General features: G+C 46.1%; 13 protein-coding genes. All 13 read right to left on the bottom strand.

Features of this window, described 5'->3' with window-relative positions; translation table 11 throughout:
• Positions 1–65: 65 nt before the first annotated feature.
• The 13 genes from choV to FR741_RS18435 all read right to left on the bottom strand — a co-directional run bounded on the left by choV (position 66) and on the right by FR741_RS18435 (position 16,517).
• Positions 66–1,244 carry a choline ABC transporter ATP-binding protein gene (gene choV / locus FR741_RS18495; RefSeq protein WP_167427409.1) on the bottom strand — a complete coding sequence of 393 codons (1,179 nt, stop codon included), beginning with the start codon at positions 1,242–1,244 and terminating at the stop codon, positions 66–68.
• 2 nt (positions 1,245–1,246) lie between these two features.
• Positions 1,247–2,089, bottom strand: coding sequence for a choline ABC transporter permease subunit (gene choW / locus FR741_RS18490; protein WP_005392552.1), 843 nt, complete (start codon positions 2,087–2,089; stop codon positions 1,247–1,249).
• A gap of 78 nt (positions 2,090–2,167) precedes the next feature.
• Positions 2,168–3,106 carry a choline ABC transporter substrate-binding protein gene (locus FR741_RS18485; RefSeq protein ID WP_167427408.1) on the bottom strand — a complete coding sequence of 313 codons (939 nt, stop codon included), beginning with the start codon at positions 3,104–3,106 and terminating at the stop codon, positions 2,168–2,170.
• 38 nt (positions 3,107–3,144) lie between these two features.
• Positions 3,145–4,860, bottom strand: a complete 1,716-nt coding sequence (betA, locus tag FR741_RS18480) for a choline dehydrogenase (RefSeq protein WP_167427407.1) — start codon at positions 4,858–4,860, stop codon at positions 3,145–3,147.
• A 181-nt stretch (positions 4,861–5,041) separates the two neighbouring features.
• Entirely contained in the window at positions 5,042–6,502 is a 1,461-nt protein-coding gene (gene betB, locus FR741_RS18475) for a betaine-aldehyde dehydrogenase (protein WP_167427406.1), read from the bottom strand.
• A gap of 18 nt (positions 6,503–6,520) precedes the next feature.
• Entirely contained in the window at positions 6,521–7,120 is a 600-nt protein-coding gene (gene betI, locus FR741_RS18470) for a transcriptional regulator BetI (protein ID WP_005392557.1), read from the bottom strand.
• A 530-nt stretch (positions 7,121–7,650) separates the two neighbouring features.
• On the bottom strand, positions 7,651–9,672 hold the full coding sequence (locus FR741_RS18465) for a diguanylate cyclase (protein WP_374042267.1): 2,022 nt from the start codon (positions 9,670–9,672) through the stop codon (positions 7,651–7,653).
• Between the two features lie 456 nt (positions 9,673–10,128).
• Positions 10,129–10,887, bottom strand: a complete 759-nt coding sequence (locus FR741_RS18460; protein ID WP_104972454.1) for an SDR family oxidoreductase — start codon at positions 10,885–10,887, stop codon at positions 10,129–10,131.
• 9 nt (positions 10,888–10,896) lie between these two features.
• A complete protein-coding gene (gene mmsB / locus FR741_RS18455; protein WP_139060664.1) occupies positions 10,897–11,793 on the bottom strand; it encodes a 3-hydroxyisobutyrate dehydrogenase in 897 nt (298 codons plus the stop codon).
• Between the two features lie 18 nt (positions 11,794–11,811).
• A complete protein-coding gene (locus FR741_RS18450; RefSeq protein WP_167427404.1) occupies positions 11,812–12,942 on the bottom strand; it encodes an enoyl-CoA hydratase/isomerase family protein in 1,131 nt (376 codons plus the stop codon).
• A gap of 10 nt (positions 12,943–12,952) precedes the next feature.
• Positions 12,953–13,729: an enoyl-CoA hydratase gene (locus FR741_RS18445; protein ID WP_167427403.1), complete on the bottom strand. Its 777-nt coding sequence runs from the start codon at positions 13,727–13,729 to the stop codon at positions 12,953–12,955.
• Positions 13,730–13,778: 49 nt separating this feature from the next.
• Positions 13,779–14,933: an acyl-CoA dehydrogenase family protein gene (locus FR741_RS18440; RefSeq protein ID WP_167427402.1), complete on the bottom strand. Its 1,155-nt coding sequence runs from the start codon at positions 14,931–14,933 to the stop codon at positions 13,779–13,781.
• A 90-nt stretch (positions 14,934–15,023) separates the two neighbouring features.
• Positions 15,024–16,517, bottom strand: a complete 1,494-nt coding sequence (locus FR741_RS18435; RefSeq protein WP_167427401.1) for a CoA-acylating methylmalonate-semialdehyde dehydrogenase — start codon at positions 16,515–16,517, stop codon at positions 15,024–15,026.
• Positions 16,518–16,549 lie beyond the last annotated feature (32 nt).

Raw genomic sequence — 16,549 nt, 5'->3', positions numbered from 1 at the left:
TAAACCAAAAAGAGCCGCACTAATATGCGGCTCTTTTTTAGCTTGGCTTCAACTCTACTCTAACTTTATGCCACTTGCTCGGACTTAAAGTTACCAAGCAATGCATCGTAAAGCTCGTTGTCGCTTAACACACCAACTAACTGATTGTCCTCCACCATAAGCAGAGGCTGATTGCTGCGCTGCTTAAGCTCAATCGCTTCTCGCATACTGATTTCCGGGCTAACCTGAACCAGCGAATTTTCGTTTACCTCATCAAGGTTCGAAGAATCGCTCTTCCATTGAACCAACGACTTATCTGTACCCGCTAAGCTTAAGCCTTTGCTCTCTTGGGTCACCCAAATATCTTTGTCAGGGCAAATTAGAACACGCTCATCTTCACGAACTAAGTCGTCACGCATCAAAGAGCGTCCCTTAAGTACGTTCAATGGATTAGTGTGAGCAACAAAGTCAGCCACATAATCGTTTTCTGGAGCAAGAATGATCTGTTCTGGCTTGCCGTGTTGAATCAACTTTCCTGATTCCATAATGGCGATGTTGTTACCGATTTTAAGCGCTTCATCCAAGTCGTGGCTCACAAAAAGAATGGTTTTGTTTAGCTTTTCTTGAAGCAGAATCAATTCATCTTGAAGCTGAGCACGAATCAATGGGTCAAGCGCTGAAAACGGCTCATCCATTAACAAGATATCTGTGTCCATCGCGAACGCTCGCGCTAGGCCAACACGCTGCTGCATACCACCAGAGAGCTCGTGCGGGAATTTCGTTTCCCACTCAGACAAACCGACCATTTCGAGCTGTTCACGCGCTTTTTTACGGCGCTCTGCTTTACCAATGCCTTGCATTTCTAGACCAAACGCAACGTTATCTAATACCGTTAACCATGGCATCAATGCAAACTTCTGAAACACCATGGATACGCGGTGAGTACGAAGGTGGCGCAACTTCTGTTCGTCACAGTTAGAGAGCTCAACCATGTCGTCGCCGTCTTTAATTTTCAGAGAGCCACGAGAAATTTCGTTCAACCCGTTAACTGTTCGCAGCAAACTTGATTTACCCGAGCCTGAAAGCCCCATCAAAACACAGATCTCACCCTGTTTCACGTTCAGCGAAACATTATCAACCCCAACCACTTGGCCAGTTTCGTCGATGATTTCTTGTCGAGACTTGCCTTGGTCTAGTAGTGTTAACGCTTGTGACTGCTGCTGACCAAAAACCACATCAAGATTTTGAATAGTAATAGCGTCCATGATTAAGCCTCCTTCTGGTTTGGTGCTTTACACAAGCGGTCAAGAATGATGGCGACGAGTACAATCGCTAAACCCGCTTCAAAACCTTGCGAGATGTTTACGGTATTGAGTGCGCGTACGACTGGCTTACCAAGTCCATCAGCACCAACAAGCGCCGCAATGACCACCATAGACAGAGACAACATAATACATTGCGTAACACCGGCCATAATACTTGGTAATGCCGCAGGTAATTCCACCTTAAACAGCAACTTCATGCGGCTTGCACCAAATGCTTTGCCCGCTTCAAGTAGCTCCTCCGGCACTTTAATAATACCGAGGTACGTCAATCGAATTGGCGCAGCGATAGCGAAAATGATGGTCGAGATTAGGCCAGGGACAATACCTAAGCCAAACAGAACCAAGGTTGGAATTAGGTAAACGAATGTCGGTACGGTCTGCATCAAATCGAGGATTGGTCGCAACAAGGTGTATAACCAAGGACGGTGTGCCGCCATAATGCCCAACGGCACGCCAATTAATACGGAAATCGTTGTCGCTGCAAACACAAGGACAAAGGTTTCCAGCATTTCTTGCCAGTAACCAAGGTTGAGAATTGCGAGCAAGGCCAACACGATGAATACAACAAGCGGAATGCTGCGGTGTAAGAACCAAGCAATTGCCGCCGTCATAATGATTGGCGCTGCAGGTGGCATCCATTTAAAAATGTCCACCACGAAAAGAATGATCGTTTCAAGTGTAATAGAGATTGCATCGAAGAAACCCGATGCATTGATGGTTAACCAATCGACGCCAGTTTCCATCCATTGGCCCAACGGTAGTTTGTTGTCCGTAATAAAATTCAAAATAAAACCTTTGTGTTAATGAAGCGGGCATGACTGCCCACTTTCTTTTTCAAAAAAACGCGCTTAAAAACTGCTTAATTAAGCGTTAGTTTTTAAATAGTTTGTAATTGCTGTTACTGCGTCTTGACCATCCACCGTCTTAACGCCTTCTAGCCACGCTTCAATTTGTTCTTGGTTTGCGTTCAACCATGCTTGCGCTGCTTTCGACGGTTTCTGCTTCTGGTTGAGAATCGCTTCCATCAATTCGTTTTCCATTTCTAGGTTGAATTCTAGGTTTTTCACTAGCTGACCTACATTTGGACACTCTGCAAGGTAGTTTTTACGTACGTTTGTGTAGACATTCGCGCCGCCGTAGTTAGGGCCGAAGAAGTCGTCACCACCCGCTAGGTATTCCATTTCAACATTGCTGTTCATTGGGTGCGGGGCCCAACCTAGGTACACAATCCATTGGTTGCGGCGCGCAGCACGTGATACTTGAGACACCATGCCAGCTTCACTGGATTCAACTAGGCTGAAGTCTTTTAGGCCGAATGCGTTGCTATCAATCATTGACTGAATTAAGCGGTTACCATCGTTACCTGGTTCAATGCCGTAAATGCGGTCTTTAAATTTGTCGGCATGTTTTACTAGATCAGCGAAGTTGGTCACGCCTGCGTCATAAACGTATTTTGGAACCGCGAGTGTGTATTTTGCGCCGACGAGGTTCGCTCGTACGGTTTCAACGGTACCTGCATCACGGTATTTCGCGATGTCACCTTCCATTGTTGGCATCCAGTTACCTAGGAAAATGTCGATATCGCCATTGGCCATAGAAGAGTAAGTAACAGGTACCGATAGTAGATCGGTCTTCGTTTTGTACCCCAACCCTTTTAGCAGCTCATATGTCACAGCGGTGGTCGCCGTAATGTCGGTCCAACCTACATCTGCAAAACGTACCGTTTCACATTGGTTGGCATAAGCGCCTGTTGCTAAAGTACTTAGTGCGATTGTTGAGAAGATTTTTGTCATCTTAGACATATTGAATTCCTTGTAATGATTACTGACTTTTTTCATTTTTATGAGATCGAATCGAGATCTCTTTTTGGCGGATGCATTCGTTGCATCTCTTGCCAGTTCGGTGCAATCCAAACTGGTGCGTTGTTCGACGTTTCCAGGGCGTTATCCAAAATCATGTCCGCGGCACGTTCTGCCACCATAATAGTTGGCGCATTTAAATTACCGTTCGGAATGGTTGGGAAAATAGAAGAGTCCACCACACGCAAGCCTTGAATACCGCGTACTTGGCATCGATCATTCAAAACCGCTAATGGGTCATTGTCTGCGCCCATTTTGCAGGTACAAGATGGATGGTAAGCACTCTCGACATTCTGCTTCACCCATTCATCAATTTGTTCATCCGTTGTGATATTCAGACCCGGCTGGATCTCATCACCACGAAACTCATCCATGGCTGGCTGATTGAGGATCTCGCGAGTAAGGCGAATACAATCACGCCAATCCTGCTTATCTTGTTCAGTGGAAATGTAGTTAAACTCAATCTTCGGCTTATCATTCGGATTCGCAGATACAACTTCTACCGAGCCGCGACTCTCGGGCTTGTTAGGTCCAACGTGCACTTGGAAACCATGACCGTCAAAAGCAGCTTGTCCGTCATAACGCATTGCCGCTGGCAAAAAGTGATATTGAATATTTGGCCACTTTAGTCCCTCACGAGAACGGATAAACGCACATGATTCAAAGTGGTTAGTAGCCCCAAGGCCTTTGCGAGTTAATATCCACTCAGTGCCAATCAAGCCCTTGCTCACCAAACCTAATTTGCTGTTGAGCGTGATAGGTTGCTTACAGTGATATTGGAAGTACACTTCTAAGTGATCTTGCAGGTTTTTACCTACCCCTTCCAACGGATGTTTCACCTCAATGCCTGCTTTTTCTAATACTTCTTTAGGGCCAATGCCTGAAAGCTGCAACAGCTGAACTGAGCCAACCGAACCAGCACTCGAAATCACTTCATGATTCGCAAAACATTGCTGAACTGAACCTGATTTTTCAAATTCAACACCAACCGCTTTCTTGCCTTCTGCACCTGTTTCTTCTAATAAAACTCGATGAACCGTCACCCTATTCATTAGGGTGAAGTTTTTGCGTTTTTTAGCACGGCTTAAGTATGCATTGGAGGTTGAAGCGCGTACGCCTTTGTCAACTGTCATATGCATTGGGCCAAAGCCTTCTTGCTGATAACCGTTGTAATCTTTTGTTTCTGGGTAGCCAGCTTCTTTGCCTGCATCAATAAAAGCTTGATACAGCGGATTGAGCTTCATATCGTTGCCGTTACATGTGCCGACTGGACCGTTATCGCCTCGGTATTCATCAGCACCACCAATCCAAGACTCTGCTTTACGGAAATAAGGCAAACACGATTGATAATTCCAGCCTTTCGCGCCTTCCTCTTCCCACTGGTCAAAGTCACAAGCGTGTCCACGAACGTAAACCATGCCGTTGATAGACGAACTACCGCCCAGAACTTTTCCGCGAGGACAATGAAGTTGACGGCCATCCAATCCTTGCTCTTCAACTGTCTCAAACTGCCACGCGTATTTTTCAGTGTTCATAGGGTAAGAAAGCGCCGTTGGCATTTGGATAAAAATACTTTTATCCGACCCACCCGCTTCGAGTAATAGGACCGAATATTGACCACTTTCACTTAAGCGATCCGCTAACACACAGCCGGCCGAACCCGCACCGACGATGATATAATCGTAGTGTTGTTGCATTTTGATTCTCCTAGGAGTTAATACCAATCACAGTAGATAAGTGAACGAAATTAGCGTAGGAAAAATGCTTGAGAACAAGGCGGAAATTTTCGATAAGTAGTTAGCCTACAATCAAAATTGACAACGCAGTTATCGAGCATTTTAACAAGCTAAAGTGGTCAGTTATCTACTACGATTGGTATCATTTGTAAGGGCTTTCGAAGTCGCTTAGCTGAACCAGAACACTCTTCGTTTGCGTGTAATGTTTAAGGGTTTCGACACCGTTTTCACGGCCAACACCTGATTGTTTGTAGCCACCAACTGGCATTTCCGCAGGTGAGTCGCCCCATGTATTCACCCAACAAATACCAGCTTGAATTTGATGAATCACGCGGTGGGCACGAGATAGGCTTTGAGTAAATACGCCTGCAGCCAAGCCATAATCGGTGCCATTTGCACGCGCAATCACTTCCGACTCATCACGGAATTTCAGCACTGACATTACCGGGCCAAAGATTTCTTGTTGAACGTGGCTCATGTCATCATCGCAATCGACAAATACGGTTGGAGCAACAAAGTTACCATTGGCTAGGCCATTGTCTGTTACTTTGTAGCCGCCAGTTAGTAACGTCGCGCCACTCGCTTTCGCAGCTTCAATCGCTCCTAGTACTTTCGATTCATGATCTTTAGAGATCAGCGCGCCAATTTGCGTGTTCTCATCAAGCGGATCGCCGACAACTAACAACTCAGTGCGAGCTTTAAGTTGTGCGATGAAGTCATCATAAATACCTTCATGAACAAACACGCGTGTACCGTGCGTACAAACTTCACCTTGCGTGTAGAAGTTCGCCACCATGGCCGCAGAAACGGCATCGTTTAACTTTGCATCATCAAAAATAATCAGTGGAGACTTACCACCCAGCTCCATCGTTACTTGTTTTAGTGTCTTAGCGCTGTCACTCATGACGACTTTACCGGTGCCTGATTCGCCCGTGAACGATACTTTTGCGATGTCAGGATGCGCCGTTAGCATCTGCCCTACTCGGTAATCCCCTTGTACGACATTAAATACGCCATCTGGCATGCCCGCTTCTGAATAAATTTCTGCTAGCTTAAGCGCTGTTAATGGTGTTTCTTCCGATGGTTTGAAGATCATAGCGTTGCCCGCAGCCAGTGCTGGCGCCGATTTCCACATCGCAATTTGGATTGGATAATTCCAAGCGCCAATACCTGCGCAAATGCCCAATGGCTCGCGACGTGTGTAGAAAAACTGGTCTTCGCTGAGTGGCTGCTGCTTACCTTGCAAGCTTGGAGCAAGACCCGCATAGTACTCAAGAACATCGGCACCTGTTGTTATATCAACCGCGATAGCTTCTTGAATTGGCTTACCAGTATCTGCAACTTCTAATGAAGCAAGCTCGTCATTACGCTCACGTAAAATGGCAACGGCTTTGTGTAAAATACGGCTGCGCTCGATCGCAGTCATTGCTGACCATGCAGCAAAACCTTTCTTTGCCGACTCAATCGCCGCTTCGAGATCGTCTTGGTTCGCTTGTTTAATGTTGGCCAATGGCTCACCATTCGCCGGATTGTAAGTGGTGAAGTGCTCATCTGAACACCCGTTGTACATCGCACCATTGATATAGTGTGCTTTCATTTCCATTTTGAAGACCTGTGACTTTTATATTTTTTCAGAATAAAACGTAAGTTGTTTGTCGAGATAGTCGTTGATGATGATTCTCGCTCTTTCTGCATCAATGCCTTGCGGGTTGAGCGTTCCGCGCAGCCAAATACCATCGATAAGTGACGCAATACCATGAGCAACCAGTTCGGCCTGCTCTGCATTTAATAATGCTTTGAGTTCTTTTCTTAGGTGGGACAATAAACGTCGTTCATTGACACGCTGCAAACGCTTAAGCTGCTCGTCATGCATTGAGTACGACCAGAACGCTAGCCAAGTCTTCGCAACTTGGTTTTCTGCCTGATAGCCGACAAAGTTACCGTCAATGATGGCATTAATTCTTTGGTGATGAGCATCGCTTGGCAGCTCACGTAACTTCTGTGTGATAGTGGACGAAAGCTGACGCAAGATCTCTCGCATCGTTTCCTCCAACAACCCATGCTTACCACCAAAATAGTGATTGATAATTCCCGTTGATACACCTGCTTCTTTACTGATCAACGAAATACTCGCAGCGTGTAAACCGACTCTATCAATCACTGACATTGTCGCTTTCACCAGCTGTGGTTTTCTGATTTCAGGCATCCCCACCTTTGGCATTTTGCGTCCTTGTTATTTTTAATTGAACGGTTAGTTAAATATAAAATGCCTGAAAATTAGTTCGAACTCAAATCATTTTTTAAGAAAAAGGTTATTAACAAAGGAAGGAAAGTTGATGGTGTACGCAAAATTTCTATGCGATAACTTGTCGTAAAAGTCAAAGATGTGTTTAAAAATCCAAATAAAAACAAAAACAAACCAATAACTTATTGAAGCATCAATTTTTAACACACCTTTCAGAGAATTGTTTTTCGTGCCACAAAAATCCACACCAGAAAAATTTTACATCGACCACTAATCATTTCACCTGTATCGGCTTTGTTTGTATAAAAAACAGACATACTCGTGTGTTATAGCTTCGTATACACAAGTGACATTAGTACTTTGAAAATGGGGGAGATAAAACGAGTAGAAAATACTGAACGCTATGAGTATGTAATTCGATACTCTTAAGCTAAGCGATTTTGAAGTAATCAGTAGGAAGGATGAGTTCAGGCTCACCGTTTGATGAGCCTGCATTCTTGATTTTATTAGGTCAGCTTGCGCCCTTTCACGCAGTTACGTCCATCCGCTTTAGCTTGATAAAGTAATTTATCTGCCTGATCACAGAGTGATTTAAAATTCATCTCACTATCTTCAGTCGTCACAACACCAAAACTACAGGTCACTCTCACTTCTTCATTCTGTTCCGTGACGAACCCATGTAAGGATAAAGCGCTACGTAATCGTTCAGCGGTAATGAGAGAGTCTTCATGATCGGTATTGGGCATCACAACAACAAACTCCTCACCACCAAAGCGTGCAACAATGTCATTTTCACGCACCGTCTCTTCTAGCACTTTGGCAACGCCTGTTAGTACGGCATCACCGAACACATGCCCATAGGTATCATTTACCTGTTTAAAATAATCTACATCGATTAGCGCTAAACTTACCGGCCCCGACTGCGGCTTCTTTGGCACCATTTTCTGTTTATCGAGTTTGCTATCCACCCATTTGTTTAAAGCTAGGTAGCCGTACTTAACTTGCTCGACTTGCTCAGACACAAAATGCTGCACCTTTTCTTGCTTAGATTGAGGCGTCGGCTTTTCTTTGCGTTCACGTTTCGTCTCTACGGGTTTAGTGAACCAATCTTCTAAAAAACGGCGATTAAATAACCCTGTCAATGTATCTGTCTTTGCTAGGCGGCGCATTCTTAAACGTGATCGATTCACAACAAGGAATACCACTGCCATCAAAAAGAGAACACCAATGAGTGCTAGTAGCGCTTCACCCAATAGATAAAAGGTACGACGGTTATTTTCCAGTTCCATACGCTGCAACACGTTGTTCCAGTTGAGATCTTCGTTCTCATATTCAAGTCTTTCTAGCTCAAATAGCGTCTGCTGACGCTCAAGATTTTCAACTTCTCTTTGGTTGCTAAATTGGATGAATTTATCGTGATAGTTGCCGTAAGTTTTATACGCTAATTTAAAGTCATTGCTTCCCGCGTAGGCCATGGCAGCCACTTTTAGTAGTTCCATTTGCTGTTGCTTAACATATCGGCTCTCGATAATTTCCGGCAACATAGGCGCGATCATCGCTAGAAGTGTCTCAAACTGCTTCTGTTCTAGCATATATTCGGCTTGCAACAGCTTAAATGTAGCTAAGTAGGCGCTAGAGGTTTCTCTATACTGTAAGTTCTCCGCCAACTTTAAGTGGCGAACCATCTTATTTTCTTGGTTCGTCTCACGGTATAACGCAGCAAGCTCGAGGTTAACTCGAAACCTAAAGCGCCCGTCACCAATGATTTGCGCGAGCTTTAGCGCTCTCTGATACGATACAATCGCCTCTTCGTATTGGAACTGTGCCTTATGAAGCTTTGCTATCGTTAAGACGCTCAGCAGCTCATTGAACGACATGCGTCTATCCCTAAAATAACGGTACGCTTGTTTCAACAATGCTTCTGAACGGTCATAGCCCTGAATTTTGACCAGTACGTCACCAAGCTCTAGCGCCGCCCGTTCGACCAATCCTTGAACGCCAGAGGACTCAGCCGCATCCATTGACGACATAATTGCGGCATAGGATTTTTTAAACTCGCCCTGCTCATCGTAGTAACGTCCTTTTAGCAACAGGATCTCCGACTCGAGCTGCTTATCGCCATTTTCACGCGATGTTTCCAACAAACTATCCAACGAAGAAAGCGCGGTATCGATATCGCTCTTTCCGACCATAGTTCGCATCTGAATCAACTTAAATAAGAGATACTCATGGCTTTGTGGACGCACAAGTTCCAACCCTTTTTGTGCGACGTTTTGGCTCTCTTCCGCGCGCCCAAGTAGCTCTAGAACCGTGGACTTTGCAAGCCAATAACGTACCAGTAGCTCTGTTGGTTGATTTTGTAGTAGAGAGTCTTCTTCTAACGCCTCAATCAAAGCCAAAGAGCTCTGAGGTAATGCGTAAATTTGATTTTCAATGCCTTCTAGCGACTGTAAAAACTTACCTTCTTGTTCAACCTTTTCTGCGGATGCCTGAATAGAAAGACACAGACACCCCAATAGTAGTGGCATCGTCCTAAGCGAATGAAATAGTGACATTATTGCTCTTCCCTAATGGGTAGTTACTTCAGTGTAATAGAGAATTCTGGTTATTTTATTATTAAGGTAGCTGAAGGTTATTCAGCCAGCCTCATATTCCCATGTATTTTGCGCTGAATAATAAATCACCATCTTTAGATGTCGAAATGGTTTTCGGTCACAATATAATCAATAAGAGTGTTTTTCATACCCCAAGAAGCAAAATCTCATCAATGAGACAAATAATTGTCTTGATTGTGAATTAATACATTTACATAAAAATTAACACGAGAGCACTTATTCATACCAAAAATACAAAAGAGTTGTAAATGTAATCGGTACAGCAGCCGTTGCTAAAACATCCATTAAAAATTATCGATAGAAACAATATAAGAAAGGAGAAAGGAAGCGGACAATCAAGCTCGCTCCCCTTTTTAATATGAGGAGGGGCTACATTCGCATTCCGCCATCGACTTCGAATACTCTTCCAGTCACGAACTCATTGGTTAACACGTATTTGATGGTCGAAGAAATTTCATCAGCAAGACCTAAGCGTCCGACAGGAATCATTTTAACTAAACGCTCCATCGCTTCAGGTTTTATTTGGTCCGTCATGGCAGTCTTGATGACACCCGGAGCAATCGCTACTGAGCGAATTCCGAAACGCCCTAACTCTTTCGCCCACACCGTCGCCATGGTGGCTACCGCCGCTTTGGATGCAGAATAGTTAGTTTGACCAATATTCCCCGCACGCGCGACGCTAGATATGTTGATCAGAACGCCTTTGCTATCGGTGTTCAGCATTACCTTGCTCGCTTCGCGGCCACACAGAAAAGTACCTGTCACATTCACATCCATAACAGACTGAAATTGTTCCAGCGACATCGCGTTAACCTGACCATCTTTAACTTTGATGAACATGCCATCGCGCATAACGCCTGCGTTATTGATCACGCCATTGAGCTGTTTGAAATCCGCTTCAATTTGCTCAAAAGCAGCGCACACTTCTTGTTCTTCCGTCACGTTCGCTACATAAAAACGAGTGGTGACGCCGAAAGATTCACACTCCGCTTTCGTTTCAGCCAGTTGGTCTGAATTGAGGTCGATAAGCGCAAGGTGAACACCGCTTTCCGCCAGCGACAGCGCCATTTGTTTACCAAGCCCCTGCCCGGCCCCCGTGATCGCAATAACCTTATTTGCTAGATCCATAAGCACTCCTTAGGCCTGATTTTGCTTTTGGTAGAACTCAAACAAGCTTGAAAAATCTTTTTGTCCGTTGCCCTGACCGTTGTGAAAATTAAACAGGTTACGAGCCAAGCTGCCCATTGGTGTTGATGTTTGACTGGCAACCGCCGCTTCCATCGCAAGACCGAGATCTTTCGCCATTAACTGACTCATAAAGCCGCCCTGATAACCATTGCTTGCAGGCGTGTTTTCCATCACACCTGGGCACGGGTTGTAAAGCTCTAGCGCCCAGTTACGGCCTGAACTTTGCAGCATGATGTCAGACAGCACTTTGGGATCGAGTCCGTTTTCCATGCCTAAATTGAGTGCTTCACAAGTGCCGCTCATCAAAATGCCCAACATCATGTTATTGCAGATCTTCGCCACCTGACCGGCTCCGGCATCACCTGCATGGAAAATGTTTTTGCCCATGTGGCTAAGCACCACCTTGGCTTGAACAAAGTTCTCTTGTGAGCCGCCAACAATGAAAGTCAACGTACCTGCCGCTGCGCCCGCAACGCCACCAGATACCGGTGCATCAACAAAGCTGAAGCCAAGCTGCAGCGCCTTTTCGCCAACCAAACGAGCGGTCGCTGGATCGATGGTCGAAGAGTCGATTAGCAGCGTTCCAGAATCTACGCTATCTAAGATCCCGTCTTGACCAAGATAAACACTTTGAACGTGTTGGCTAGCAGGTAGCATGGTGACCACCACGCTCGCACCTTGAACGGCTTGTTTTACCGAATCTGCACTCGACGCACCAAGTGCGGTAAGTTCTGCCACAGCGTTTGGATTCAAATCAAACACTTCGACGTTCAAGCCCGCTGTAAGTAGGTTCTTAGCCATAGGCGCGCCCATGTTGCCAAGGCCAATAAATGCAATTTTATCCATGTCGTATTTCTTCCTTGTCTAAAGTGCCACAGTGGCAACCGAGGATGCGGTCAGTGGGTATTCTGCTGAATCAATTGGCGCGAAGAAGCGTTCCAAAACTTGTGGCGTTACGTCAGAAACCGTGCGATGTTGCCAAGTCGGTTGATTGGTTTTATCGATAATCAGCGCACGAACCCCTTCCCTAAAATCACCTTCTAAGCCGCAACGTAACGTCAGATTAAATTCCATATCAAAACAAGCTTTCAAAGAGAGGTTTTGATACTGCGTTAGCTGCTGATAAGTGATATTGAGCGATAACGGACTGCCATAATTCAATGCTTTTTGCGCATTGATGAACCACTTATCATCAACGTCGGCACTGCTGATTGCGCGAACAATCGAATCTAAATCACCCGAACAAAGCTGCTCAATCAATCCCGCATATGGCATCAACATCCCTTCGCTTGGCTCGTCCACTTGTACCGAACGCAGCACAGTGGCGATTTTTTCGTTGATGTTCACTTCACCTTTCCAACTTACCGATGCAAGCAGATCCAACAGTGCTTGTTTGCTTTCTGGCTTTGCAATCCATTGGCTTAATCCCAACGCTTTCATGTCTGTCGCGTTAATTTGGCAAGCCGTCAAACTTAAGAAAAGTGCCAAATGTTTTGGTAACTGATTTAGGAAATAGGTCGCGCCTACGTCTGGGTAAAGGCCGATCTTGATCTCTGGCATCGCAAAGCGTGTGGTGGTTTCTGCTACGCGATGACTTGCGCCCATAAATAAGCCCACACCGCCGCCCATCAGATAACCATGCCCCCACGCGATGATCGGTTTTGGATAAGTGTGAATAAGATGATCACAGCGATATTCGAGGTCAAAGAAGGTTTCCATCGCTGAAAACGCAGAATCAAAGTCTTGCTCTTTGTTTTCAAGTGCACGGTAGATCGCTTGAATATCACCACCAGCACAAAACGCTTTTTCACCTTGAGCATGCAAGAATACCGCGACGACGCTGTCGTCCGTTTGCCATTCATTAAGCTGTTTGTACAACTTCTCAATCATCACGTAACTCAACGCGTTGAGAGCTACTGGATTATCAAGCTCCAGCACACCAATAACAGATCCATCAGCGCACTTAAGCTTTGAAACATTTACTGTACCTGTCATTTTGCCTCCGCTAGCTGTTTGTCCATTGTGGCTTGCGCTTTTGCAAGAACGCATTCACACCCTCAGTCTGATCTTGTGTATTGAACAGCTGTAAAAACAGTTCACGCTCTAAAACCAATCCAGCCGCGTGAGTTTGGCTGCGTCGACCTTGAATGAGCGTTTTGCATGCAGAAATGGATTTTGGCGATTGACCTGCGACACGCTGTGCCAGTGCCATCGCTGAATCTAGTGCTTTGCCTTTTGCAACGACTTCTTCAACCAAACCGATTTGTTCCGCTCGATCGGCCGTTACACGTTCGCCACACAGGATCATGCGTTTCGACCAACCTTCACCAACTAACGCGGTCAGGTTTTGCGTTCCTCCCGCACACGGCAACAAGCCTACCGATGCTTCAGGAAGTGCCATTTGTACTTGTTCTTCTGCGATGCGAATGTCACACGCCATCGCCACTTCCAAACCGCCGCCCATCGCGTAACCATTAATTGCGGCGATGGAAACACCATCGAACGCTGACAGCGCTTCAAAGGCTTCACCAAATGCGAACGCCATATCTGCTGCTTGCGATTTATCGCCGGATGCAAAGTTGTTGAGATCCGCTCCAGCAGAAAAGAATTTCTCGCCTTCGCCGGTTAGTACCAACGCATAAATAGAGCGATCATTACTGAGTTCAATCGACAACTCTTTTAGCTGATTCAGAGATTCAAGCGTCCAGGTGTTTGCTGGCGGGTTACTAATCGTGAGCTTGGCAATGTGCGCTTCACGCTCTAGTTTGATTTGTGCCGTCATAATCTTTCAGTCCTTTGTTATTCCTTGAGGTAAGGCTGTGTCTCGCTTTCTAAAGCAGTTCAACGCCTTCCGTTAGTAATCGTCTTGAAATGATCAGACGCATGATTTCGTTGGTACCTTCCAGGATTTGGTGAACACGAACGTCTCGGAAATGGCGCTCGACTGGGTATTCTTTGATGTAACCATAGCCACCGTGAATTTGCAGCGCCTGATCGCAGACTTTAAAGCCCACATCAGTAGCAAAGCGTTTTGCCATGGCACAGTACGCACTTTTTTCTGCGTGTTGGGCATCAAGTTTGGCGGCAGCGAGTCGCACCATTTGACGTGCGGCAACCAGTTCAGTTGCCATATCAGCAAGCTTGAACTGCAACGCTTGAAATTGCGCTAGTGAACGGCCGAACTGTTTGCGTTCGGTCATGTATTGCTTGGCTTCGTTCAGTGCTTGTTGCGCAGTACCGACGGAACAAGTGGCGATATTGATTCGACCACCATCAAGGCCAAGCATGGCGAACTTAAAGCCTTCTCCCTCTTCACCCAACAGATAGTCAGCCGGAATACGAACATTTTCGAAGGTGATCATACGCGTTGGTTGGCAGTTCCAACCCATTTTGGCTTCTTTTTTACCGTAGCTAATGCCTTCGATGTCAGCAGGAACGACGAACGCAGAAACGCCACCCGCCCCTTCGCCGCACGAACGCGCCATCACGACGAGAACATCAGTATCACCCGCGCCAGAGATAAATACTTTTGCGCCATTCAATACAAACTCGTCGCCTTCACGTACCGCACTTGTCGTGAGCGAAGCGGCGTCAGAGCCGGCATTAGGTTCGGTTAAACAGTAGGAAGCGAGCTTTTCACCCGAAATTAGATCCGCGCTAAACTGCTGCACCACTTCGGCTTTGGCAAAGCTGGTGATCATCCACGTCGCCATGTTGTGAATGGTCATAAACGCAGTAGTCGCGGTACAACCCATAGCCAACTGCTCGAAAATGATCGCCGCATCCAAACGAGACAATCCCAAACCACCATGCTCTGGCGGCGTATAGATGCTCAGAAAGCCAAGTTCACCTGCTTGACGCAGTACATCTTTAGGGAAATGATGGTTTTCATCCCACTCGGCCGCGTGCGGCGCTAACATTTGGTCTGCAAACTGCTTTGCTACTTCGGCAAACGCGAGTTGATCTTCGTTTAATTCAAAATCCATCTTGAAGTCCTAAGGTCTAATTCGTTGCACTTGAAGCCAAGCCATCTAAAGGTTTGAAAGGCTTGGCTAGAGGTATCGCTACTTCTGTGACTAGCTCAATTGAATGGTCATGTTTGGACCGCTTGGAATGTCATCTTCAAACCAACGCGCAGTGACAGTTTTCGTCTCGGTGTAGAAGCGAACCGCTTGTTTACCGTAAGCATGCAGGTCGCCGTAGAAGCTGCCTTTCCACCCCGTAAATGAGAAGAACGGCAATGGCACCGGAATCGGCACGTTGATGCCTACGTTACCCACTTCAATATTGTGTTGATACTTTCTCGCGGCTGCGCCATTCGCCGTAAAAATAGACGTACCGTTACCAAAACGATTCGCGTTGATTAGCTCAATTGCCGCATCTAAATTGTCGACTTCCATCGTCAGTAATACTGGACCAAAAATCTCTTCCTGATAAATCGACATGTCAGTAGTCACGTTAGTGAATAGCGTTGGTCCCACCCAGTTACCGTTCGGGAAGCCAGGTACTTGACAGTCGGTACCGTCCAGAACACAGTTCGCACCAGATTTTTTGCCTTCATTAATTAAGTTCACCACACGTTGTTTCGCTTGCGGGCTAATCAGCGGACCATAACCGGCGGTTTCATCATCCCACGCGCCAGGTTGAACCTGAGCTAACGCCTCTTTAAGCTCTGGAATCCATTCTTTGGTTTCGCCGACAAATACCGCCACCGAAATCGCCATACAGCGTTGGCCTGCGGCACCGACTGACGCGCCAACTAGGTTATTGATGACTTGCTGCTTGTTTGCATCTGGCATGATGACCATGTGGTTCTTAGCACCTGCAAATGACTGCACGCGTTTCAGGTTGTCTGTACCTGTTTTGTAGATGTACTCACCAACGGGCACTGAGCCGACAAAAGAGATCGCACGAACGACTGGATCAGTCAGAATGCGATCGACTTGCTCTTTGGTGCCGTGAACAATTTGCAACACGCCTTTTGGTGCACCTGCTTGTTCAAACAGCTCCGCCAGTTTCATTGCCGTTAGTGGCACTTGCTCTGACGGCTTCAAAATAAAGGTGTTGCCACAAGCGATCGCCATTGGGAACATCCACAATGGAATCATCGCAGGAAAGTTAAACGGTGTGATGCCAGCACAAACACCGAGCGGTTGAATGTAAGAGTAACCATCAATATTGGTTGCGACATTCTCAACCGTTTCACCCATCATTGAGCTACAAATGTTTGCAGCTTGCTCTACCACTTCAATTCCGCGCCAAATGTCGCCTTTCGCATCAGCGAGGGTTTTGCCTGTCTCACTTGAAAGCAGTATCGCCAACTCATCGTGTTGCTCTTTTAGCAAATGTTGGTAACGCAGCATCAATCTAGCACGCTCCGGCGCTGCAACTTCTTTCCAGCGTTTGAACGTTTCTGTTGCGCTGGCAATCGCCGCATTCATTTCCGATTCCGTGGCACAAGGTACTTGTGCAATCACTTCGTTGGTTGCCGGGTTGGTTACATCTAGCCATTGTTTTGAATCGGAGATGGCAAATTCACCACCGATATACTGCTTTACTTGTTCTGTCATGATGACATCCTTGTATTTTTCAGCTTGTTACT

The sequence above is a fragment of the Vibrio diabolicus genome, from assembly GCF_011801455.1.
GTDB classification, from domain to species: domain Bacteria; phylum Pseudomonadota; class Gammaproteobacteria; order Enterobacterales; family Vibrionaceae; genus Vibrio; species Vibrio diabolicus.
Note: the sequence above shows the minus strand (reverse complement) of the source record. Positions and strands in the feature narration are given on the sequence as shown.

Excerpts from the sequence above, each read along its gene's own strand:
- choV (WP_167427409.1), bottom strand. The coding sequence starts at position 1,244 with ATGGACGCTATTACTATTCAAAATCTTGATGTGGTTTTTGGTCAGCAG.
- FR741_RS18485 (WP_167427408.1), bottom strand. The coding sequence starts at position 3,106 with ATGTCTAAGATGACAAAAATCTTCTCAACAATCGCACTAAGTACTTTA.
- betA (WP_167427407.1), bottom strand. The coding sequence starts at position 4,860 with ATGCAACAACACTACGATTATATCATCGTCGGTGCGGGTTCGGCCGGC.
- betB (WP_167427406.1), bottom strand. The coding sequence starts at position 6,502 with ATGGAAATGAAAGCACACTATATCAATGGTGCGATGTACAACGGGTGT.
- betI (WP_005392557.1), bottom strand. The coding sequence starts at position 7,120 with ATGCCAAAGGTGGGGATGCCTGAAATCAGAAAACCACAGCTGGTGAAA.
- FR741_RS18465 (WP_374042267.1), bottom strand. The coding sequence starts at position 9,672 with ATGCCACTACTATTGGGGTGTCTGTGTCTTTCTATTCAGGCATCCGCA.
- FR741_RS18460 (WP_104972454.1), bottom strand. The coding sequence starts at position 10,887 with ATGGATCTAGCAAATAAGGTTATTGCGATCACGGGGGCCGGGCAGGGG.
- mmsB (WP_139060664.1), bottom strand. The coding sequence starts at position 11,793 with ATGGATAAAATTGCATTTATTGGCCTTGGCAACATGGGCGCGCCTATG.
- FR741_RS18450 (WP_167427404.1), bottom strand. The coding sequence starts at position 12,942 with ATGACAGGTACAGTAAATGTTTCAAAGCTTAAGTGCGCTGATGGATCT.
- FR741_RS18445 (WP_167427403.1), bottom strand. The coding sequence starts at position 13,729 with ATGACGGCACAAATCAAACTAGAGCGTGAAGCGCACATTGCCAAGCTC.
- FR741_RS18440 (WP_167427402.1), bottom strand. The coding sequence starts at position 14,933 with ATGGATTTTGAATTAAACGAAGATCAACTCGCGTTTGCCGAAGTAGCA.
- FR741_RS18435 (WP_167427401.1), bottom strand. The coding sequence starts at position 16,517 with ATGACAGAACAAGTAAAGCAGTATATCGGTGGTGAATTTGCCATCTCC.